Annotated in this window: 21 protein-coding genes and 1 pseudogene; 13 read left to right on the forward strand and 9 right to left on the reverse strand. The window is 72.4% G+C overall.

Going from position 1 to position 19,510, the window contains the following annotated elements:
- Nucleotides 1-11: 11 nt before the first annotated feature.
- Nucleotides 12-773: a Clp protease N-terminal domain-containing protein gene (locus tag FHS37_RS11510; protein ID WP_184819765.1), complete on the reverse strand. Its 762-nt coding sequence runs from the start codon at nucleotides 771-773 to the stop codon at nucleotides 12-14.
- 86 nt (nucleotides 774-859) lie between these two features.
- Here FHS37_RS11510 and FHS37_RS11515 point away from each other — a divergent pair, with 86 nt between their 5' ends.
- Complete coding sequence (locus tag FHS37_RS11515; RefSeq protein ID WP_184819767.1) at nucleotides 860-1,984, forward strand: DUF2786 domain-containing protein; 1,125 nt, start codon at nucleotides 860-862, stop codon at nucleotides 1,982-1,984.
- A 3-nt stretch (nucleotides 1,985-1,987) separates the two neighbouring features.
- Here the strand turns inward: FHS37_RS11515 and FHS37_RS11520 are convergent, their stop codons facing one another.
- The 4 genes from FHS37_RS11520 to rpmB all read right to left on the reverse strand — a co-directional run bounded on the left by FHS37_RS11520 (nucleotide 1,988) and on the right by rpmB (nucleotide 3,829).
- Nucleotides 1,988-2,524, reverse strand: coding sequence for a DUF4232 domain-containing protein (locus FHS37_RS11520; RefSeq protein ID WP_184819769.1), 537 nt, complete (start codon nucleotides 2,522-2,524; stop codon nucleotides 1,988-1,990).
- Nucleotides 2,525-2,605: 81 nt separating this feature from the next.
- Nucleotides 2,606-3,136, reverse strand: coding sequence for a hypothetical protein (locus tag FHS37_RS11525; RefSeq protein WP_229890128.1), 531 nt, complete (start codon nucleotides 3,134-3,136; stop codon nucleotides 2,606-2,608).
- 151 nt (nucleotides 3,137-3,287) lie between these two features.
- Entirely contained in the window at nucleotides 3,288-3,593 is a 306-nt protein-coding gene (gene rpsN, locus FHS37_RS11530) for a 30S ribosomal protein S14 (RefSeq protein WP_184819778.1), read from the reverse strand.
- Complete coding sequence (rpmB, locus tag FHS37_RS11535; protein WP_184820052.1) at nucleotides 3,593-3,829, reverse strand: 50S ribosomal protein L28; 237 nt, start codon at nucleotides 3,827-3,829, stop codon at nucleotides 3,593-3,595. The genes rpsN and rpmB overlap by 1 nt, the downstream gene beginning before the upstream one ends.
- 61 nt (nucleotides 3,830-3,890) lie before the next feature.
- Here rpmB and rpmG point away from each other — a divergent pair, with 61 nt between their 5' ends.
- The 4 genes and pseudogenes from rpmG to FHS37_RS11560 all read left to right on the forward strand — a co-directional run bounded on the left by rpmG (nucleotide 3,891) and on the right by FHS37_RS11560 (nucleotide 6,188).
- Entirely contained in the window at nucleotides 3,891-4,055 is a 165-nt protein-coding gene (gene rpmG / locus FHS37_RS11540; protein WP_184819780.1) for a 50S ribosomal protein L33, read from the forward strand.
- 158 nt (nucleotides 4,056-4,213) lie between these two features.
- Nucleotides 4,214-5,356 (forward strand): CobW family GTP-binding protein, encoded by a 1,143-nt coding sequence (locus FHS37_RS11550; RefSeq protein WP_184819784.1) that lies wholly within the window; start codon nucleotides 4,214-4,216, stop codon nucleotides 5,354-5,356.
- Nucleotides 5,357-5,361: 5 nt separating this feature from the next.
- Nucleotides 5,362-5,594, forward strand: a pseudogene (gene rpsR / locus FHS37_RS11555) (30S ribosomal protein S18).
- 309 nt (nucleotides 5,595-5,903) lie between these two features.
- Nucleotides 5,904-6,188, forward strand: a complete 285-nt coding sequence (locus tag FHS37_RS11560) for a DUF397 domain-containing protein (protein WP_184819786.1) — start codon at nucleotides 5,904-5,906, stop codon at nucleotides 6,186-6,188.
- A 138-nt stretch (nucleotides 6,189-6,326) separates the two neighbouring features.
- Here FHS37_RS11560 and FHS37_RS11565 read toward each other — a convergent pair whose 3' ends face one another.
- Nucleotides 6,327-6,824: an ATP-binding protein gene (locus tag FHS37_RS11565; RefSeq protein ID WP_229890127.1), complete on the reverse strand. Its 498-nt coding sequence runs from the start codon at nucleotides 6,822-6,824 to the stop codon at nucleotides 6,327-6,329.
- A gap of 395 nt (nucleotides 6,825-7,219) precedes the next feature.
- On the opposite strand from FHS37_RS11565, the gene FHS37_RS11570 reads away from it, so the two are divergent.
- The 6 genes from FHS37_RS11570 to FHS37_RS11595 all read left to right on the forward strand — a co-directional run bounded on the left by FHS37_RS11570 (nucleotide 7,220) and on the right by FHS37_RS11595 (nucleotide 12,765).
- Nucleotides 7,220-8,056, forward strand: coding sequence for a Sco1979 family transcriptional regulator (locus FHS37_RS11570; RefSeq protein ID WP_494518275.1), 837 nt, complete (start codon nucleotides 7,220-7,222; stop codon nucleotides 8,054-8,056).
- Between the two features lie 100 nt (nucleotides 8,057-8,156).
- On the forward strand, nucleotides 8,157-9,617 hold the full coding sequence (locus FHS37_RS11575; protein ID WP_184819790.1) for an aldehyde dehydrogenase family protein: 1,461 nt from the start codon (nucleotides 8,157-8,159) through the stop codon (nucleotides 9,615-9,617).
- A 126-nt stretch (nucleotides 9,618-9,743) separates the two neighbouring features.
- Nucleotides 9,744-10,292 (forward strand): DinB family protein, encoded by a 549-nt coding sequence (locus tag FHS37_RS11580; RefSeq protein WP_184819792.1) that lies wholly within the window; start codon nucleotides 9,744-9,746, stop codon nucleotides 10,290-10,292.
- Nucleotides 10,293-10,317: 25 nt separating this feature from the next.
- The gene (locus tag FHS37_RS11585; RefSeq protein ID WP_184819794.1) at nucleotides 10,318-10,959 is read left to right on the forward strand and encodes a PadR family transcriptional regulator; all 642 of its coding nucleotides are present in this window, start codon (nucleotides 10,318-10,320) and stop codon (nucleotides 10,957-10,959) included.
- 73 nt (nucleotides 10,960-11,032) lie between these two features.
- The gene (locus FHS37_RS11590) at nucleotides 11,033-12,007 is read left to right on the forward strand and encodes an ATP-binding cassette domain-containing protein (RefSeq protein WP_184819802.1); all 975 of its coding nucleotides are present in this window, start codon (nucleotides 11,033-11,035) and stop codon (nucleotides 12,005-12,007) included.
- Entirely contained in the window at nucleotides 12,004-12,765 is a 762-nt protein-coding gene (locus FHS37_RS11595) for an ABC transporter permease (RefSeq protein WP_184819804.1), read from the forward strand. The genes FHS37_RS11590 and FHS37_RS11595 overlap by 4 nt, the downstream gene beginning before the upstream one ends.
- A gap of 168 nt (nucleotides 12,766-12,933) precedes the next feature.
- Here the strand turns inward: FHS37_RS11595 and gad are convergent, their stop codons facing one another.
- Entirely contained in the window at nucleotides 12,934-14,343 is a 1,410-nt protein-coding gene (gad, locus tag FHS37_RS11600) for a glutamate decarboxylase (RefSeq protein ID WP_184819806.1), read from the reverse strand.
- A 57-nt stretch (nucleotides 14,344-14,400) separates the two neighbouring features.
- A complete protein-coding gene (locus FHS37_RS11605) occupies nucleotides 14,401-15,687 on the reverse strand; it encodes an ion channel protein (protein ID WP_184819808.1) in 1,287 nt (428 codons plus the stop codon).
- Nucleotides 15,688-15,804: 117 nt separating this feature from the next.
- Between FHS37_RS11605 and FHS37_RS11610 the strand changes: the two genes are divergently transcribed.
- Both FHS37_RS11610 and FHS37_RS11615 read left to right on the forward strand, forming a co-directional pair.
- Nucleotides 15,805-16,566 carry a MerR family transcriptional regulator gene (locus FHS37_RS11610; protein WP_184819810.1) on the forward strand — a complete coding sequence of 254 codons (762 nt, stop codon included), beginning with the start codon at nucleotides 15,805-15,807 and terminating at the stop codon, nucleotides 16,564-16,566.
- A 237-nt stretch (nucleotides 16,567-16,803) separates the two neighbouring features.
- A complete protein-coding gene (locus tag FHS37_RS11615) occupies nucleotides 16,804-17,715 on the forward strand; it encodes a DedA family protein (RefSeq protein WP_184819812.1) in 912 nt (303 codons plus the stop codon).
- Between the two features lie 26 nt (nucleotides 17,716-17,741).
- Here the strand turns inward: FHS37_RS11615 and FHS37_RS11620 are convergent, their stop codons facing one another.
- On the reverse strand, nucleotides 17,742-19,439 hold the full coding sequence (locus tag FHS37_RS11620; RefSeq protein ID WP_184819814.1) for a threonine/serine exporter family protein: 1,698 nt from the start codon (nucleotides 19,437-19,439) through the stop codon (nucleotides 17,742-17,744).
- Nucleotides 19,440-19,510 lie beyond the last annotated feature (71 nt).

The raw sequence follows: 19,510 nt of genomic DNA on the forward strand, positions 1-19,510 counted from the left end.
ACGACCCCGGATCAGCCTTCCCGCGAGGGTCCGGGCTCCTCCCCGTCCTCCTTCCGCGTCTCGACGAACTGCGCGAGCTTCTCGCCGACGTACCGCTCGGTGGCCGCCTTGTCGATGCCCAGGCCGCTGAGGACGCCCTCGCCGTTCTCGTGCTCCAGGAGGGCGAGCAGGAGGTGCTCGGTGCCGATGTAGTTGTGGCCGAGGCGGAGGGCCTCGCGGAAGGTGAGTTCCAGGACCTTCTTGGCCGCCGGGCCGTACGGCACCAGTTCGGGGGCGTCCTCGACGGCCGGCGGGAGCGCCGCGCGCGCGGCCTCGCGGACCGCGTCCACGGTGACGCCCTGCTCGGTGATCGCCTGCACGGCGAGGCCCTGCGGCTCGGCCAGCAGGCCGAGGATCAGGTGCTCGGGCAGGCCCTCGGCGTTGCGCGCGGCCTGCGCCGCGTTGTGCGCGGCCATGACCGTGTTGCGCGCGCGGGGCGTGTAGCGGCTGAAGCCCTGACCGGGGTCGAGGTCGGTGCCCTCCTTCGGCACGAAGCGCTTCTGGGCCGCCTGCCGGGTGACGCCCATGCTCTTCCCGATGTCCGTCCAGGAGGCGCCCGAACGCCGGGCCTGGTCCACGAAGTGGCCGATCAGGTGGTCGGCCACGTCGCCGAGGTGCTCACCGGCGAGCACCGCGTCCTGAAGCTGTTCGAGGGGCTCCTCGTGGACCTTCTTGATGGCCGCGATGAGGTCGTCGAGACGCACGGATGACTTGATGGCGGGGTTCGTCGTCATGTGTCAACCGTAAGTTGACAGCCGAGGGGTGTCAACCCGAAGTTGACACCTACGGGTGAATTCCCGGGGCATGGCACGATCGGTCCGTGAGCACGTCCAGCACCGTCGACCGCGCCTTCCGGGCCGCCCTCTACGACACCGGCGACGCCGCCCTCGACACCGGCGCCTCCCTGCTCGCCGCCGACCCGGCGGCCGACGCCGAACTCGACCGGCGGGGCGAGGAGTTCGTGGCGACGGCCTGGCGGCGCGGCTGGCAGCCCGCCGATGTCGTACGGATCGTCCGGCGCGAGCTGGACGACGTGCACGTACGGCTCGTCTCCGCGCTGATCCGCGCCCAGGCGCCGCATGACGACCGGCCGCGCGGGCCCCGCTGGAACGCCCAGCTCGACGAGGTGACGGCGGACCCCGCGCCCCGCGCCGACCGCTTCTCGCACGCCACGGCCGTGCTGGAGCTGTACCGGCTGCTGCTGCGCCTGCCCGCCCTCGAACCCCTCGAGGAGGCGGCCGCACCGGGCCCGCGGGACCGGCGGCCGGAGTCCCGCGTGCTCGGCCGCATCCGCGCGCTGCTGGCGAAGGCGGAGGCGACCGGCTTCCCGGAGGAGGCGGAGGCGCTCAGCGCCAAGGCGCAGGAGCTGATGGCGCGGCACAGCGTCGACGAGGCGCTGCTCGCGGCGCAGGCGCCCTCGGGCGAGGCGCCGGGCGCCTGCCGGATCGGGGTGGAGCCGCCGTACGAGCAGGCCAAGGCGGTGCTGCTGGACGCGGTCGCCGGCGCGAACCACTGCCGGGCGGTGTGGAACGAACCCCTCGGCTTCTCCACCGTCGTCGGCTTCGCCTCCGACCTGGAGGCGGTCGAGCTCCTCTACACCTCACTGCTCGTGCAGGCGACCACGGCGATGACGAAGGCGGAGGCCGCACAGAGGGCGGGCGGACGGAAGCGGACCAAGACCTTCCGGCAGTCCTTCCTCGCGGCCTACGCCCACCGCGTGGGGACGCGCCTCGCGGCCGCCGCCGAGAGCCAGGTGGGCGACGACCTGCTGCCGGTCCTCGCCTCCCGGGAGGTCGCGGTCGCCGACCGGACGGACCGTCTGTTCCCGGAGACGACGACCACCCGGCTGCGCGGGGTGAGCGACGCGGCGGGCTGGGAGGAGGGCGCGCGGGCGGCGGACGACGCACGGGTCGGGGCCCGCCCGCGGCTTCCCCGGAACGGGTGAGGTTCAGTCGCCCGCCCGCTGGTAGGCGCTCACGGAGACCTCGTGGTCGCCCTGGCCGCCGCCCGCGACCGGGCCGTACGACCAGCGGAAGAGGCGGGAGCGGGTGCGGTCGGCGTCGCCGGGCAGCCGGACCCGCAGGTTCTCGGCGTCGAAGGCGCCGCCGCGGGGCGTGCCGCGTTCGTAGGCCACGGTGAAGGACGCGGAGCCGCCCTTCGCCAGGGTCAGCTTCTGCGCCTCGGCGCCTTCGGCCGGCGGCACGTCGACGGCGGGCGAATCGCCGGCACCGACCAGTGTCACCTCGGGAAAGCCGTCCAGGGTGCAGGCCGCGCCCCGGTTGGTGAGGCTGACCGGGACCTCGCCGGTGTCCCCGGCGGCCGGCGCGATGCTCGCGGGACCGACCTCGATGCTCACCTCGTGGACGGAGCAGGCGGCGCCCTCCCGCTTCCCGTCGCCGTCCTCGTCACCGCCCGCGCTGTCGCAGGCGGCCAGCAGGAGGAGTGCGGCGAGGGTGGCGGGGACGGCGATCGGCGTGGCGCGCATGAGTGATCCTCTGGGTTCGTGGAGGTGCCCACCGGCCATCATCACGCACGAGCCGCCGACCGGCCCCGCCGACCGGTCCGTCTACGACCCCGAACCCGCCGTCGGCAGCCCCGTCGGAAGGGCGCCGCCCTCGGCCTTGGTGTACGTCTCGGTGCCGAGGGCGCCCTCCCAGGTGACCTTCAGGGAGGTCCTGCCGACGGATTCGACCGTGCCGTTCGCCCGGTCCTCGGTGCCGTCGGTGCACTTCAGACGGATCGCGTGGGTCCCGGCGCCCTCCCGCGCGGTGCCGCTGCACACGGTGCCGCCCGTGGCGAAGAGGGCGGCCTCCTCACCGTTGACCATCAGGGCCACGGCCTTGCCGTCGGCCGTGGCGAGCCAGCTGCCCTCCAACTCGCTCGCCGGGCCCTCGCTCGCGTCGGAGCCCCCCGTGCCGCCACCGGAGTCCGCGGTCGCCGTGGCGGACGGGGCGGGGGTGGCCGTGGAGTCGCCGGAGTCGTCGGAACCGGCCCCGCTGCACGCCGTCAGCGCGAGTGCGCCGGCCAGCCCCGCGGCCGCGGCCGCGACGCGTACGCGCCGGGAGCGCGATGCCGGCGATGCGGGCGAGTACGTCACCGAAGCCTCCGAGGTCACTGCGATCCCCCCAGCTGTGGCCGGCCCCGTCGGCCGGACGACCGCAGTCAGCTAACAGGACCCGACCGGCACCCCACCAGCCCCCGTGACACACCTCGCACCGTCCCTCCCCCCGGACGACGCACCGGCACCTTCACCAGGACGCCTTGCGCACCCCCGGCAAGTACCCCGCGTGCGCCTGCTCCCGCAGACTCACGCGGGAGAGGCCGAACGCCCGGACGTACCCGCGCGGACGCCCGTCCGTCTGGTCCCGGTTGCGCACGCGCGTGGCGCTCGCGTCGTGCGGCTGCCGCCTCAACTCGCGCTGCGCCGCGGCCCGTTCCTCCTCGGTGGACGACGGCCGCCGGACGGCCTCCTTCAGCTCGGCCCGCCGGGCGGCGTACCGCGCGACGGTCGCCCGTCGCCGCTCGTTCTTCGCGATCGTGCTCTTCTTCGCCATCAGACCCTCTCCCCCCGGGCGCGGATGCGGGCCACGGCCGCCTCGACGCCGATCGCGTCGACGGTCCTGATCGCCCTGGCGCTCAGCCGCAGCCGTACGTGACGCCCCTCGCTCGGCAGCCGGTAGCGCCTGGTCTGGATGTTCGGGTCGAACCGGCGGGAGGTGCGCCGGTGGGAGTGGGAGACGCGGTTGCCGAAGCCGGGCTGTGCGCCGGTCGGCATGCAGTGGGCGGACACGGTGACGTACCTCTCCTCAGCCATAGATGTTAATGAAATTCATTTTCAGTAAGGTGGTGGCATGGCACGCAACGAACTCCGCCCGGTCGTCAGGCTCCGGTCCACCGCCGGCACCGGCTTCACCTACGTCACCCGCAAGAACCGCCGCAACGATCCGGACCGGCTGACCCTGCGCAAGTACGACCCGGTCGCCGGCCGTCACGTCGACTTCCGAGAGGAGCGCTGAACAGCCGCCATGCACAAGGGAACCCACCCGCCCCACGGCCCCGTCGCCCTCCGTGGCCGAGCCGCCGGCCACCCCTTCCGCACCGGCACCGCACGCGTCCCGGACGCCGCGGGCCGCAGGGAGCGCCTCGGGCGCCGGTACGACGAGCGGGAGGCGTCGTGACGCTGTCGGTGGTGATCGTCGGCGGACTGCACGCCGACGCCCGCAGGGCCGCCATCGCGCGGCTGCTCGCCGACGTGCCCGGCGGCGTCGTGCTCCACCACGACCTGGAGACGGCCGCCGCGGGCACGGTCGTGCGGACCGTCCGGGACGCCTCCGGCCTCCGGTCCGCCGGTGAGGCCCCGCTCGTCGACGGCTGCGCCTGCTGCGCCCTGCGCGAGGACCTCGTCCCGGAACTCGAGCGGCTCGCGGACGCCGGGGACACCCCGCTCGCGATCGTCGAACTGTGGGACTCCGTCGAGCCGAAGGCCGTGGCGGAGGTGATCGCCGGGGGCGGCCTCACCGTCACCGGGGTGATCACCGCCGTCGACCCGGCGCTGGTGCTGCCGTACCTGGCCAACGGCGACGACCTCGCCGACGGCGGGCTCGCCACCGCGCCGACCGATCGGCGCACGGTCGCCGACACCTTCGCGCGCCAGCTGGAGTACGCGCCCGTCCTGGCCGTCGCCGACTCCCCGGAGGCCGACGACCAGGACCGCGAGCTGCTCGCCCAGCTGCATCCCACCGCCCGCCGGATCGCGGTCACCGGCCCGGCCGGCGGCGGGTCCCCCCTCGCGGGCGCGGCGCTCGCCGGGTTCGACGCGGAGGCCGCCGCCGCGGCCCAGCACCCCGCGTGCGCGCTGCTGCCCGCCGAGGCCGACGCGCACGGTGTCTCCACCCTCGTCTGGCGCAGGCGCCGCCCCTTCCACCCCGAGCGGCTGTACGCCGCGCTGGAGGACCTGGCCTGTGCGGCGGTCCGCAGCCGGGGACGGTTCTGGCTCGCCGACAAACCGGACACGCTGTTCCACTGGGACGCGGCGGGCGGCGCCCTGTGCGTCGAGGGCGCGGGGCCGTGGCTGGGATCGCTGCCGGACGCGGCCTGGGAGCTGGTGCCGCCCGTTCGCCGGGCCGCCGCCGCGCTGGACTGGCATCCCGAGCACGGCGACCGCTGCCAGCACCTGGTCTTCACGTCCCCCGGACTCGACCGCGACGGACTCCGGCAGCTCCTGGAGTCCTGCCTGCTGACCGACGCCGAGTACGCCGCCGGGCGCGACGCCTGGCAGCGGCTGCCGCACTCCTTCGACACCTTCCTGGAGGTCTGACCGCCGTGCCCCGCACACCCGGGCGCGGGCCCGCCACGTCGCGCCCCAACCCCCTGGACCGGGCCGGGATCACCCACATCGACTACAAGGACACCGATCTGCTGCGGAAGTTCGCCTCCGACCGGGAAGGATCCGCAGCCGTCGCGTCACCCGCGTGACCGCCCGGCGGCAGCGGCAGTTGGCCCGGGCGGTCAAGAACGCACGCGAGATGGCGCTGCTGCCCCGCTCGACCCGCTGAGGCGGAGAAGCCGGAGAAGCCGGAGAAGGCGGAGAAGGCGGAGAAAACCCGCGCTTGTCGGCATGAGGAGGACACGCGGGGAAAGACGAGGGAACACGACGGCCCCCGTATGCGTCTCTAGGAGGAGCGGGGGCAGGTAAAGCGTCCCTCGAACCGGTCGCCGCACGACCGACGGGGCTGTAACCGCGGCACCACCCCGCGTGCACGTGCATCTGCTCATGCATCAGCACATGAACAAAGCTATGATCCGGGTCAGTTGACCACTGCATCAATGGCCACACCAGCCAGTGCACCAGCGGGGAGCGACCTGTGGACCACGACGTGTACGACGGTGACGGGTACGACGGTGCCGACGCGTCCGGCGTGTACAACGGCATGGCGGCCACCAGGCTGGACGGCGTGGCCTGGCAGAAGAGCCGGCACAGCAACTCGCAGGGGTCCTGCGTGGAGTTCGCCCGGCTGCCCGGCGGAGAGGTGGCCGTGCGCAACTCCCGCTTCCCCGACGGTCCCGCGCTGGTCTACACCCGCGCGGAGATCGAGGCCATGCTGCTGGGTGTGAAGGACGGCGAGTTCGACCACCTCGTCGCCGGCTGACGGGCCCCGGAGCGGACGTCCGCCCCCGATCCGGGGTGCTCTCCGCGGTGGCCGGGAGCGCGACGGACGGGGGCGGTCACGCGTGCGGGGGCGCGGTGACGCGCGGGGGGACGCGGCGCCGGGAGGCGCCGCGTCCCCTCAGACGTCGGTGCGGACGTGTCCGGCGGGGTGCCGGAGCCGGAACATCGCCCAGACCACCTTGCCGCTGAGCGCGCCCGCCATGGGGTACCAGCCCCAGCCGTCGCTGAAGGAGTCGACCAGGAACAGTCCGCGGCCCGACTCGGCGGCGAAGTCGTCCGGGTCGCGGGTGACGGGGCTGTCGTCGCTGGGGTCGCGCACCGCGCACACCAGTCGCTCGGTCCACCGCATCAGGTGCAGCCGTACCGGCGGGTCCTGTTCCCGCAGTCGCGGGGTGTCGGCCGGCAGGGCGTGCCGCAGGGCGTTGGTGACCAGTTCGGACACCACCAGGCACACGTCGTCGAAACGGTCGCCCAGGTCCCACGGGCCGAGGGTCTTGCGGGTGAACTGCCGTGCTTCGCGCACCGCTTCGTAGCGGGCGGGGAGGGCGCAGGAGGCGGCGTCGGACGCGGCCGCGAGGTTCAGCGGCGGAGGGCCCTGCCGTAACGGCTCGAGCATGGTCGATCCATTCGTCCCCATGCGAGGCACTCCCGGGATTCGCGGTCGTAGCGATGCGGCGGTGGTGCGAAGGCCATGGTTTCGGATGCGTACGGCAGATGCAAGGGCAGATGCACGTGCAGCTGACCGAAATCGACCTTCCCGTACCGGTTGTTGGTCAATTTTTCCGTCATCTTCGTGTCCCCTTCCGGCTGCCCTCTTGCCTCCTCCCTGCTCCTCGCTCGCCCTTCCGCATCCCTTCCGCGCCCCTTCCGTGTCCCTTTCCGACCGGGTTCCTCGGCCGGATTCCGTTTCCGTAACCGGGCGAGTACTGCTCGAAGTGTTTTAGTGGCAGACTGCGGGCCCTGAAGACGTTGGGGAGGCTGGCGAACGTGAGCGCGGGAGAGCCGGGATCGGTGGTGCGGCGCATGCTGCTCGGATCACAACTCAGGCGACTGCGTGAGGCGCGGGGGATCACGCGTGAGGCGGCGGGCTACTCGATCCGCGCCTCGGAATCGAAGATCAGCCGGATGGAGCTGGGCCGGGTGAGCTTCAAGACCAGGGATGTCGAGGACCTGCTGACGCTGTACGGCATCACGGACGAGCAGGAGCGCGCCTCGCTGCTCTCCCTCGCCAAGGAGGCCAACGTCGCGGGCTGGTGGCACAGTTACTCGGACGTGCTGCCCAGCTGGTTCCCCACCTACGTGGGCCTGGAGGGCGCGGCCTCGCTGATCCGGGCGTACGAGGTGCAGTTCGTGCACGGCCTGCTGCAGACCGAGGAGTACGCCCGCGCGGTCGTGCGGCGCGGCATGAAGGGCGCGAGCGAGGACGACGTCGAACGGCGGGTGGCGCTGCGCCTGGAGCGGCAGAAGTACCTGGTCTCGGAGAACGCCCCCGAGTTCCACGTCGTCCTCGACGAGGCCGCCCTGCGCCGGCCGTACGGCGACCGCGAGGTGATGCGCGGCCAGCTCCAGCACCTGATCGAGATCTCCGAGCGGCCCAACGTCCGGTTGCAGGTCATGCCGTTCAGCTTCGGCGGCCACTCCGGCGAGTCCGGCGCGTTCACCCTCCTCAGCTTCCCCGAGTCCGACCTGTCGGACGTCGTCTACCTGGAGCAGCTCACCAGCGCGCTGTACCTCGACAAGGCCGAGGACGTCGCCCAGTACGAGAGCGCGCTCAAGGAGCTCCAGCACGACAGCCCGGGTCCGTCGGAGAGCCGGGACCTCCTCCGGGGACTTCTCCAACTCTCCTGAGGTCACTCTCAACTCCCTTGAAACACAAGTACGATGACGTTCGATCAGGCAACGAAGTCGATCAGTGCTCTGCTGGTGCAGCAAGGGATTGAGGGATCACATGTCGTCGTACTTCACCGACCTCGCTCAGCAGTACATCGACGGTGAGTGGCGCCCGGGAACCGGCTCCTGGGACATCATCGACTTCAACCCGTACGACGACGAGAAGCTCGCGTCGATCACCATCGCCACGGTCGACGAGATCGATCAGGCGTACCGGGCGGCCGCCCGCGCCCAGAAGGAGTGGGCGGCGACCAACCCGTACGCCCGCCGCGCGGTGTTCGAGAAGGCGCTGAGGCTGGTCGAGGAGCGCGAGGAGGAGATATCCGAGGCGATCGTCGCCGAGCTCGGCGGCACGCGCCTGAAGGCCGCCTTCGAGCTCCACCTCGCCAAGGAGTTCCTGCGCGAGGCGGTCCACCTGGCGCTGCGCCCCGAGGGCCGGATCATCCCCTCGCCGGTGGACGGCAAGGAGAACCGCGTCTACCGCGTCCCCGTCGGGGTCGTCGGCGTGATCAGCCCCTTCAACTTCCCCTTCCTGCTCTCGCTGAAGTCGGTCGCCCCGGCCCTCGCGCTCGGCAACGGCGTGGTGCTCAAGCCGCACCAGAACACACCGGTCGTCGGCGGCTCGCTGGTCGCGAAGATCTTCGAGGACGCGGGCCTGCCCGGCGGCCTGCTGAACGTCGTCATCACCGACATCGCGGAGATCGGCGACGCCTTCCTGGAGCACCCGGTCCCGAAGGTCATCTCCTTCACCGGCTCCGACAAGGTCGGCCGCCACGTCGCCACCGTGTGCGCCTCCCTCTTCAAGCGGTCCGTCCTCGAACTGGGCGGCAACAGCGCCCTGGTGGTCCTCGACGACGCCGACCTCGACTACGCCGTCGACGCGGCCGTGTTCAGCCGTTACGTCCACCAGGGCCAGGTCTGCATGGCCGCCAACCGCGTGCTGGTCGACCGTTCGGTGGCCGACGCGTTCACCGAGAAGTTCGTCGCCAAGGTGAAGTCCCTCAAGGCAGGCGACCCGCGCGACCCCGCCACCGTCATCGGCCCGGTGATCAACTCCCAGCAGGCGGACGCCCTGGCCGGCGTCGTCGAGCAGGCGCTCGCCGAGGGCGCGACCGCCCTGGTGCGCGGCGACCGCACCGACAACCTGGTCGAACCGTCCGTGCTGACCGGCCTGTCCGCCGACTCGGCCCTGCTGAAGCAGGAGGTCTTCGGCCCGGTCGTCTTCCTCGTCCCGTTCGACGGCGAGGAGGAGGCCGTGCGCATCGTCAACGACACCCCGTACGGCCTGAGCGGCGCCGTCCACACCGGTGACGTGGAGCGGGGCGTGAACTTCGCCAAGCAGATCGACACCGGCATGTTCCACGTGAACGACGGCACCGTGCACGACGAGCCGATCGTCCCCTTCGGCGGCGAGAAGCACTCGGGCATCGGCCGGCTGAACGGCGACACCATGCTGGACGCCTTCACCACGGTGAAGTGGATCTCGGTCCAGCACGGCCGGAGCGGCTTCCCGTTCTAGACCCCCGCTCCGGATTTCCGTCCCTCCGCCGGGCCATCGAGGACAGGACCTGACCTCGATGGCCCGTAGCGTCGTCGGTGTCAGGAAGAGGGCCCCGAAGGGGCGACCCGGCGAAAGGCGACGGTCATGGTCACTCACGTTCCCGCGGAAGCGCACGGCGACGAGCGCGGCGCGCTGCTCGCCTTCATCGCCGAGCAGCGCGGCGGCATCCGGCGGGCACTGCTCGGCCTCACGGACGAGCAGGCGTCCTCCCGCCCCAGCGCCAGCGAGCTGTCCCTGGCCGGGCTGCTCAAGCACGTCGCCGAGGTCGAGCAGGGCTGGATCGCCCGTGCCAAGGGCGAGGAGCCGGCCGTCCACCGGGACGAGTCGAACTGGCACGAGTGCTTCCGTCTGGTCGGCGACGAGACCGTGGAGTCCGCCCTCGCGTACTACGAGGAGGTGGCCGCCGAGACGGAGTCGTTCATCCGCGCGGTGCCCAGCCTCGACGACACCTTCCTGCTGGCGAAGACGTCCTGGAACCCGAAGGACGAGTGGCTCTCGATGCGCTGGCTGTGCCTGCACCTGATCCGCGAGACCGCCCGGCACGCGGGCCACGCCGACATCATCCGGGAGTCCCTGGACGGCGCCACCGCCTTCGAACTGGTCGCGAAGGAGCAGGGCAGCTCCTGGGGGTGACCACCCGCGGCCTACCCTGGACCGCATGTCAGTGATGCGTCTCCTCGTGCTCGGCGCGGTGCGCCAGCACGGGCGGGCCCACGGCTACCAGGTGCGCAACGACCTGGAGTACTGGGGCGCGCACGAGTGGTCCAACGCCAAGCCCGGCTCGATCTACCACGCCCTGAAGCAGATGGCCAAGCAGGGACTGCTGCACGCGCACGAGATCGCCCCCTCCACGGCCGGGGGCCCGCCGCGGACCGAGTACGAGATCACCGAGCAGGGCACCGAGGAGTACTTCCGGCTGCTCCGGGAGGCGCTGACCTCCTACGACCAGAAGCCGGACGTGCTCTCGGCCGGGCTCGGCCTCATGGTCGACCTCGACCGGGAGGAGGCCCTCGCCCTCCTGGAACAGCGGATGCGTTCCATCGGGGAGTGGCGCAAGGCCGTCACCGAGTACTACACGCCCGAGGACGGCCCCGGCCGGCTGGGCCACATCGGGGAGATCATGGACTTCTGGGTCCACTCGGCCGACACCGGCGCCGAGTGGACCCGCGGTCTCATCGAGCGCATCCGGGGCGGCGCCTACACCTTCGCCGGGGAGGGGGAGCCGTTCGTCGGCGTCCTGGCCGAGGGCGAGGAGAACCCGTACGCGACGGGGGAGCGGCATCCCGGGGACGCCCACTAATCAAGTTTGACCAATGCGCGGCGAGGGCATACCCTCGAGCGAGTAGTCAACTTTGACTAGAGAAGGAGTCCCCTTGGCCGACGCGGCGATCATCGTCGAGGAAGCACGCAAGACGTACGGCGGAAGCAGCCGGAGGAGCGGCAGGCCCGCACTGGACGGGCTCGACCTGACGGTCGCGCGCGGCACGGTGCACGGGGTGCTCGGCCCGAACGGCGCGGGCAAGACCACCCTGGTCCGGATCCTGGCCACCCTGCTGCGGCCCGACGCGGGCCGGATCGAGGTGGCGGGGCACGACGTGGTGCGCGAGGCGTACGCCGTGCGCCTGCGCATCGGCCTGCTCGGCCAGCACGCGGCGCTCGACGAGGAACTCGGCGGCCGGCAGAACCTGGAGCTGTTCGGCCGCCTGCACCACCTGGGCGCGCGGCGCGCACGCGCGCGTGCCGACGAACTCCTGGAGCGCTTCGAGCTCACCGGCACCGGGCGCAAGGCGGTGAAGCAGTACAGCGGCGGCATGCGGCGCCGCCTGGACCTCGCCGCCTCACTGATCACGGAACCGGAGGTGCTCTTCCTGGACGAGCCGACCACCGGCCTCGACCCGCGCGGCCGCGCGGAGGTGTGGGAGTCGGTCCGCTCCCTGGTCGGCGGCGGTACGACGGTCCTGCTCACCACCCAGTACCTGGAGGAGGCCGACCAGCTCGCCGACCGCATCTCGGTGGTGGACGCCGGCCGGGTCATCGCCGACGGCACGGCGGACGAGCTGAAGGCGGCGGTCGGCGGCGACCGCATCGACGTCGTCCTGCGCGACGCCGGGCAGCTGGGCACGGCCGTCGCCCTGCTCCCCGTACCGAAGGACGCGGTCACGGTGGACACCGACCGGCGGTTGCTGAGCGCCCCGGTCACCGACCGCATGGCGGCCCTGGCCGGGGTCGTCCGCGCGCTGGAGGACGCGGGCGTCGAGGCCGAGGACATCGCCCTGCGCAGGCCCACGCTCGACGAGGTGTTCCTGCACCTGACCGGGGACGACGACCGAGTGAAGGAGGCCGCGTGACCACCTACGCGCTGACCGACTCCTGGACCATGACCCGCCGTGAACTCGCCCGCTGGGGGCGGCAGCCGGTCACGGTGGTGGTGAACCTGGTCTTCCCGGTGATGCTGCTGCTGATGTTCGGCTACCTGGTCGGCGGCGGCCGGGGGGTGAGCGGGGAGTACCTCGACTTCCTGGTCCCCGGCATGCTCGCGCTCACCATGGCCTTCGGACTGGAGGGCACGATGGTCGCCGTCACCCAGGACCTGGGCAAGGGCGTCGTCGACCGCTTCCGCTCGATGCCCATGGCCGACGGCGCGGTCCTCGTGGGCCGTTCGGCCGCCGACATGATCCAGTCGGTGCTCGGCCTGGCGGTGCTGCTCGCCGTCGCCGCCGCGCTCGGCTGGCGCGCCCACGGCGGCCCGGCCGGCTTCCTGGGCGCCGTGGGGCTGCTCCTGCTGTTCCGCTTCGCCATGCTGTGGATCGGCATCCACCTGGCGCTGGTGGCCGGGAAGCCCGAGATGGTGTCGGCCGTGCAGATCCTGGTCTGGCCGGTCGGCTTCCTGTCCAACGCCTTCGCCGCGCCCGAGTCCATGCCCGACTGGCTGGGCACGGTCGTCCAGTGGAACCCCATGTCCCACACGGCCACGGCCGTGCGCGACCTGTTCGGCGGCCCCGGCGGGGAACCGGGCCACGTCTGGGCGGCCGTCGTGTGGCCCCTGGCCCTGCTCGCGGTCTTCTTCCCGCTGGCGGTACGGAGGTTCGCGCGGCTGAGCCGCTAGCGGGCCCTAGGGTCCTTCGTTTGGATCGGGCCGGATCAGGGAGCGGGGTCCGGTGCCGTGCATCGCGAGGCGGAGGAGGGCGGCAGGGCGGAGCCCTGCCGACCGACGACAACGCGGCGAGGCACGGTGCCGGGGCCCGCGAGCCCGGCCTGACCCGAACGAAAGACCCTAGTGGTGGAAGCCGGTGGCCGCGTCCCGGTCGCGGGTGAGGGGGTGCGGCTGCCGGCGCAGCTCCGGCAGCAGCCGGGCCAGGTCCTCGGCGAACAGGTCGGCGAGGTCCTCGGAGAAGCCGTTGCGGCACACCACCCGCAGCACCGACAGGTCCTGGCGGTTCGCCGGGAAGGCGTACGCGGGCACCAGCCAGCCGTGCTCCCGCATCCGTCGGGAGACGTCGAACACGTCGTACGCCGTCACGTCGTCGGCGGTCGTGAACGCGAACACCGGCAGCCGGTCGCCCCGGGTCAGCAGCCGGAAGCCGCCGAGCGCCTCGATCCGCGCGGCGAGGCCCCCGGCCACGTCCCGCGCGGCCTGCTGCACGGCCCGGTAGCCCTCGCGGCCCAGCCGCAGGAACGTGTAGTACTGCGCCACGACCTGCGCGCCCGGCCGGGAGAAGTTCAGCGCGAAGGTCGGCATGTCACCGCCCAGGTAGTTCACCCGGAAGACCAGTTCCTCCGGCAGCGCGTCCGCGTCCCGCCACAGCGCCCAGCCGACGCCCGGGTAGACCAGCCCGTACTTGTGCCCCGAGGTGTTGATCGACGCCACGCGCGGGAGGCGGAAGTCCCACACCAGGTCCTCGTCGAGGAAGGGCGCGACCATCGCGCCGGACGCCCCGTCGACGTGCACCGGGACGTCGAGACCGGTGCGCTCCTGGAGCTCGTCCAGCGCCGCGCACACCTCCGCGACCGGCTCGTACGACCCGTCGAAGGTGGAGCCCAGGACGGTGACGACCCCGATGGTGTTCTCGTCGCACAGCTCGGCGGCGGCCCGCGGGTCGAGGTGGAACCGCTCGCCCTCCATGGGGACCTGACGGGCCTCCACCTCCCAGTAGGTGCAGAACTTCTCCCAGCAGACCTGCACGTTGACGCCCATGACGAGGTTCGGCCGGGTGTCCCGCGACGGGTACCGGTCGGCGTTCCCGAGCGCCCAGCGCCGCTTCAGCGCCATCCCCGCGAGCATGCACGCCTCGCTCGACCCGGTCGTCGAGCAGCCCACGGCCGCCGACGGGTCGGGCGCGTGCCACAGGTCCGCGAGCATCGCCACACAGCGCCGCTCCAGCTCGGCGGTGCGCGGGTACTCGTCCTTGTCGATCATGTTCTTGTCCCGGCACTCCGCCATCAGCGCACCGGCCTCCGGCTCCATCCAGGTGGTGACGAAGGTGGCCAGGTTCAGCCGCGCGTTGCCGTCCAGCATCAGCTCGTCGTGCACCAGCTGATACGCCGTCGAGGGCGCCACGGGCGTGGCGGGCAGCCGGTGCCTGGGCGGTGCCTCGGTCATGTCCCCGACCGGGTTGGCCGGTCCGAGGAAGGGGTTGACGGACAGGTGCTGCCCGTCGTGCTGCGGGCCTTCGTGGAGCGGCACGGACGCCTCCGGGTCTCGGGATCGGGTGGGGGAACGAGGGCGGGAGCGGGACGGCGGTCACCGGACCGCCGTCCCGTCCGCCCGCAGCTGCATCTGCGGGCGTCCGGTGACCAGCAGCCAGGCCGGCAGGGAGGCGAGGCACAGGAGCGTGAGGATCCCCGGCGAGGCGACCAGGACGGCGGCGACGAACAGGCTCACCCAGCCCTGCCGGGTGATGGCCAGCAGGATCCCCAGCACCCCCGCCGACACGCCCACCGCCGGGTGCACCCCGGACACGAGCGCGTGCGCGCACAGCCCGAGCGCCGTGCCGACGAACACCGCCGGGAAGATCCGCCCGCCCCGGAAGCCGCAGGAGGCGGCGACGAGCAGCGCCGCCAGCTTCACCACCGTCATCGTGGCGAACTCGCCGGCCGACCACCCCTCGGGATCGTGCGCCAGCTCCGCGATCTCGTCGAGCCCCTTGAACAGCGTCAGGTGTCCGCCCAGGGCCGCCAGGGCGCCCAGCACCACCCCGCCGGCCGGGAGCAGCAGCATCGGGTGCCGCAGCCGCCGGAACGCCCCGTGGACGTACGGGAAGGCGTACACGGCGCACATGCCGAGCAGCGCGCCCACCGGGGCGATCACGAGCGCCGCCAGCAGGTCGCCCCAGCCGGGCCGGCCGAACGACGGGAGGTGCAGGTCGAAGTTCGGCCGCGACACCAGCGCGGTGGTGAGCGCGCCGGCCCCCGCGGCGGCCAGCGGCGCGAAGAGGCTGTCCCACAGCCGTCCCTCGATCCGCTGCCCGGCCAGCGCCTCGGAGATGACCAGCGCCGCGGCCACCGGCGTACCGAACAGCGCGCCGATCGTCGCCGCCTCCGCCAGCGCCACCCAGCCGCGTTCCGGGGCCCGGGGGACCGCCTTCGCGCCCAGCCAGACCGCCAGGGAGACGTTCACGGTGATGATCGGGTTCTCCGGCCCGAGGCTCGGCCCGCCGGCCAGCACGAACGCGGTCGCCAGCAGCAGCCCCGGCAGCACCGCGGGCGGCAGCACGGGGGCGTCGAGACCGGTGGTCGCCGGGTCGGGGCCGGCGTGCCCCGGAACCTTCCACACCACCAGCCCGACCGCGATCCCGGTGGCGACGAGCATCACGGACATCCACAGCACGGAGTACCGGCCGACCCCCAGGGCGTCCGGCAGGTCCCGCCACAGCACGTCCTGCAGCTCCTCGGCCGCGGTGCTCACCCCCAGCAGGACCAGGCTCGCCACCACGCCCACGAGCAGCGCCGGGACGACGGTCGGCAGCAGGGCGCGTGCCTCGGCCGCCGGGGCGGTGGAGGGTGACTGGTGTGCGCTGTCCTGGGCCACGCGCACACGTTAAACGGACCAAAGGGGCAAACCCGGCGCAACATTCGAGCGGAACCGGCTTGCACCTCACGTGGCGTGAGGACCCAGGGTGGAGTGCGTACCGAGAAGGGAGCGGAAGTGAGCTACTCCGTGGGACAGGTGGCCGGCTTCGCCGGGGTCACGGTGCGCACCCTGCACCACTACGACGACATCGGCCTGCTCGTCCCGAGCGAGCGCAGCCGCGCGGGCCACCGGCGTTACGGCGACGCCGACCTCGACCGGCTGCAGCAGATCCTGTTCTACCGGGAGCTCGGCTTCCCGCTCGACGAGGTCGCCGCCCTGCTCGACGACCCGGACGCGGACCCGCGCGCGCACCTGCGCCGCCAGCACGAACTGCTGACCGGCCGGATCGAGAAGCTGCAGAAGATGGTGGCGGCCGTCGAACACGCCATGGAGGCACGCAACATGGGCATCAACCTCACCCCCGAGGAGAAGTTCGAGGTCTTCGGGGACTTCGACCCCGACCAGTACCAGGAGGAGGTCCAGGAACGCTGGGGCGACACCGACGCCTACCGCCAGTCGCAGCAGCGGGCCGCCTCGTACACCAAGGAGGACTGGCAGCGCATCCAGGACGAGGCCGACGAGCTCACCCGGCGCTTCGTCGCCCTCATGGAGGCCGGTGAGCCCGCCGACTCCGAGGCGGCCATGGACGCCGCCGAGGACCACCGGCAGGGCATCGCCCGCAACCACTACGACTGCGGGTACGAGATGCACACCTGCCTGGGCGAGATGTACGTCTCGGACGAGCGCTTCACGCGGAACATCGACGCCGCCAAGCCGGGCCTCGCCGCCTACATGCGCGACGCGATCCTCGCGAACGCCGTCCGGCACACCGCGTGACGTCCCGGCCCGGCCGCTCCCGGGCAGGGGCCGCCGCCCCTCCCGGGGCGGTGCCGACGCCCCCTCCGGGCCAGGGCCGCCGCCCGTGATCCGCCACGGCCGGCGGCCCACGGCTTTGTCCGGGGCGGGGGACAGGGCATGCTGGGTACCCCACGGAACCTGGGCCCGAGTGGCCGCGTTCATAATTTGGGCAGCCAGGCCCAGCCCCTACCCCCCAGCAGCAGGAGCCACATCCCCGTGACCACGCTTGCGCTCGGCCCCGAGTGGCTGAGCCCGGACTACCTGATCGAGACCTTCAGCCTCCCCGGCATCCTGCTGATCGTCTTCGCGGAATCCGGACTCTTCGCGTTCCTGCCCGGTGACTCCCTGCTGTTCACGGCGGGGCTCTTCGTGGCCGAGGGCAACTACATCAGCCAGCCGCTGTGGCTGGTGTGCACGCTGATCGTGATCGCCGCCGTCACCGGCGACCAGGTCGGCTACACGATCGGCAAGTTCTTCGGGCCCAGGCTGTTCAACCGGCCGAACTCCAAGCTCTTCAAACAGGAGAACCTGGAGAAGGCCCACGAGTTCATGGAGAAGTACGGCCCCAAGGCGATCGTCCTGGCCCGCTTCGTCCCGATCGTGCGCACCTTCGCCCCCATCGTGGCCGGCGCCGGCCGCATGAAGTACCGCACGTTCCTCGTGTACAACGTCGTCGGCGGCATCGCCTGGGGAACCGGCGTCACCGTCGCCGGGTACTGGCTCGGCCAGATCGAGTTCATCAAGACCAACGTCGAGGCGATCCTCATCCTGATCGTCTTCCTCTCCGTGGTCCCGATCATCGTCGAGTACCTGCGCGAACGCGGCAAGAAGAAGCGCGCCGCCGCCGAGGCACCGGTCGCCCCGCAGCAGCCGCGGTACGCACAGCACCCCCAGGCCCCCGTCATGGACGACGCCACGACCCAGCTGCGCCGCATCACCCCCGACCCGCAGCCGCCCCAGCAGGCCGTCCACCAGCCCTACGGCGACCAGGGCTACCCGCAGCAGCACCCCCGGCCCCAGCAGGCGCCCCAGCAGCCGTACGGCTACGGCCAGTACCCGCAGCAGGGCCCGGGCCAGGGGCAGAACCAGGGCTACAACCAGCAGCAGCCGTACAACGGCGGTTACTGAACCGGAACCGGCCGGACGCGGGGCGGTCAGAAGCCCCGCGTCCGCTTCGCCGCCCGGCGCTTCTCCGCGGAGCCGATCCGCAGGAACAGGCGCGAGATCTCCGACCCGAGGTTCACCCCGATCGCGATGGCCATGGCCAGCGCCACGGCCTTGGTGAGGGACACCAGCCCCGAGTCGACCTCGCTCTGGGCGATGCCCAGCAGGCCGAAGTACGTGGCGGAACCGGGCAGCAGCGGTCCGATCGCCGCCGTGGTGTACGGCAGCGCGGAGGCGAACCGGTACCGGGCCAGCAGCTGCCCGAACAGGCCCACCACACCCGCCGCCACGGCCGTGGACGCCACCGGCGAGATGCCGCCCGCGTAGTGCATCGCCCCGTACACCACCCACGCGACCCCGCCGTTCAGGGTCACCATCAGCACGGTGGACCGTTCCTGCTGGAGCAGCACCGCGAAGGTCAGCGACAGCAGCATCGACGCGGTGATCTGCCACACCGGCCGCTCGGAGACGCCGAGTTCCGCGTCCGGGTTCAGCTTGGCGCCCAGCTGCACGCCGAAGTACAGCACCGTCAGCACCCCGACCACGATGCCCACGAAGAAGTACAGGACCTCCAGCAGACGCGCGGACGCGGTGATGTAGAAGCCGGTCAGACCGTCCTGCACGCCCGCCACCAGCGCCCGTCCGGGCAGCAGCGCGAACAGCCCACCGGTGATCACCGCGGACGCCTTCACGTCCGCGTGCGCCAGCGTCAGCATCACCCCGATCGCGGCCGGCGGCATCGCGGCCACCGTGAACTGGTAGAACTCCGGCAGCCCGCGCCCCGCGCACAGCCAGGCCAGCCGGTCGCCGAGCATCGCGCCGACCGCGGCGGCCACGAACACCGGGAAGCCACCGCCGACGAGCACCGAGGCGGCCCCCGCGAGCAGCCCGCTCGCCCCGGTCAGCACCCAGCCGGGGTACGGGTGCCGGTTGCGGCGCATCTCCGCCAGCCGCCGGTAGGCCTCCTCCAGGGAGACGTGCGTCTCGCCGTCGCTGAGGTCGTCCACCAGCCGGTACACGGCCGCCAGCCGGGTGTAGTCGGGGCTGCGGCGGCGCACCGTGCGGGAGGCGGTCACCGGGTCGTCGACCAGGGACGGCTGGTAGGAGATCGACAGCAGGGTGAAGGTGACGTTGGGCTCGCAGCGGTCCAGGCCGTAGGAGCGGCACACGGCGAACATCGCCGCCTCCACGTCCTCGGCGCCCTCACCGCCGGCCAGCAGCAGCTCCCCGATCCGCAGGGTCAGGTCGAGGACGCGCGGCACCGCCGGCCCGGCCTCGTCGTGCCGCTGCACGGGCTCCGGCGCCGGCCGCTCGGCCACCGGCATGCGCAGCATCGTGCGCATCCGGTCCTGCCAGGGCACGTCCTTGGTCAGGCTGACGAGCGGTATCCCGCTCGGCGGGGTGAACGCCGGCGGCGGCTGCTTCGCGCTGTAGGTGCTCGGCGGGCTGAACGCCGACCCCTCCGTCTCGGCCGGCTGCGGCGGGGCCACGTCCAGCCCCTTCGGAAGGGCGAACTCGGAGGTCGTCTCGGAGTCCGGACCGGTCTTCGGGACGGCCAGCCCCTCGGGAACCGCGAACTCGGACGTCGTCGCCGACTCGGCCTCGGCCGGTGCCGCCAGACCCGCGGGAGGCGCGAAGGCACTCCTCGCCTCGTCCGACTGCGGCTTGCGGTCCTCCGCGTCCGTCACTTGCCTTGCGCTCCCTGTACGACGTACCGCACCGTCCGTAAGCCTGCCCCGTATCGCCTCAGTATGCGCAC

Origin of the sequence: Streptomyces griseomycini (assembly GCF_014203535.1) — a bacterium.
Taxonomy (GTDB): Bacteria; Actinomycetota; Actinomycetes; order Streptomycetales; family Streptomycetaceae; genus Streptomyces; species Streptomyces griseomycini.